General features: G+C 52.4%; 2 protein-coding genes and 1 pseudogene. All 3 read left to right on the top strand.

Annotated features, from left to right (window positions below; genetic code table 11):
- Window positions 1-106 (top strand): annotated as a pseudogene (locus F7R02_RS25410) (IS5/IS1182 family transposase); the annotation flags it as partial.
- Window positions 107-228: 122 nt separating this feature from the next.
- Window positions 229-1,110, top strand: coding sequence for a DUF8611 domain-containing protein (locus F7R02_RS25405; RefSeq protein ID WP_235900996.1), 882 nt, complete (start codon window positions 229-231; stop codon window positions 1,108-1,110).
- A 114-nt stretch (window positions 1,111-1,224) separates the two neighbouring features.
- Window positions 1,225-1,307: transposase (locus tag F7R02_RS25395; RefSeq protein WP_146011565.1), on the top strand; the 83-nt coding region annotated here is incomplete at its 3' end.

The raw sequence follows: 1,307 nt of genomic DNA, 5'->3' as shown, positions 1-1,307 counted from the left end.
CGGCCTGGCCAAAAACACCGCACACGTGCTGACCTTGTTTGCGCTCTCCAATCTGTGGATGAAGCGAAAGCAGTTGCTGCCGGCTATGGGGAGCGTGCGCCTGTAAACCAGGAAATTCCCACGGAAAGCGCCAGAAATGGCGAAATTCCAAAGATTCAAACGCCACTCTTCGGAACGACGCGACATCCCGCACTCTCAGGCCTCGTTATTCAGACCTTCCCTAGCGAAATGTTGGTCAAAGCGTTGCTGGTTCAAAAGGGACAAGACGTCTTTGATGAAGAAAAGGGAACCTCGATTGGTATCGACAAGGCGCTCACTACTGCTCAGTCCAAAGGGTGGATCACCGCATCACAAACTGGAGCTATCCGCGTTATTGATGCGATGCGCAACTCGGCCCAGCACTGGATGATCGTGGTTCCCGAAGATGCTCTCTACATCAATGCAAGAGCATTGATAACTGTCTTAGATGAAGTGCTCACGACGCACTTCAATGACACTCTCGCGGACAATCTTCCGGTCCGGGTCTTACCCTTGTCTACCCAAGCGCTGCCGGATTTTCTGATGCTGGTAAATCGTGAATACACACAGATTCGAGAACTACTTGCCCCGGGTCGAAGGGCGCGAGACGAGGCCAGAGGCCGAATCACGGCACTCCTGGCGATGGAAGCACACGTCAGCGAAAAGGTCGCAGTATCCAAAAGAGACCTTTATAGAATTGAAGAAGCGATCAAGGAAGGCACTCCACTGGACCAGGTGTTCCCACGGTTGATGACCCTAGCAACGAACATTGAAGGAGAGGGGTCGACTATTCGTGTCCGATTTACCAAAGCCACAGGCGCTCCAGCTGTTCGGTTCGTGTCAGGTGATGACCCGGAGGGGGCGGCTGCCATCCGTGAAATAGATCTCCAGAAAAAATACCACTGGAGCCGGAGCGAGTTGGCAAAAAAACTGGGGTTGCCAACCAAGAAAGTCAAGGCTATCCGCGACCATCTGCGAATCGACGAAAATTCAGCATACGTCATGTTCTTCGAGTTCGGAGCCCAAAAACATCCCAGATACTCTGACAACGCGCTACGCGCGCTTCAGGCTGCTATCAGCACCGAATTGTAGAGCTAATATGGCGTACACGTTGATTCTTAAAAACCTCTGCTGGCAGTGATTTGATACGCCCAGGATTTCCTAGACATCTCAAGGCCATGGAAAATGGCTGATTCGGAGGTGTCCATGAGCAGTAAGCGGTATACGGATGAGTTCAAGATCGAGGCGGTCCGGCAAGTGACCGATCGTGGGTTCAAGGTGGCAGAGGT

The sequence above is a fragment of the Xanthomonas cissicola genome, from assembly GCF_008801575.1.
Classification (GTDB): domain Bacteria; phylum Pseudomonadota; class Gammaproteobacteria; order Xanthomonadales; family Xanthomonadaceae; genus Xanthomonas; species Xanthomonas cissicola.
Note: the sequence above shows the minus strand (reverse complement) of the source record. Positions and strands in the feature narration are given on the sequence as shown.

What these genes read in the sequence shown, in the direction of transcription:
- F7R02_RS25405 (WP_235900996.1), top strand. Translation starts at nt 229, where the DNA reads ATGTTGGTCAAAGCGTTGCTGGTTCAAAAGGGACAAGACGTCTTTGAT.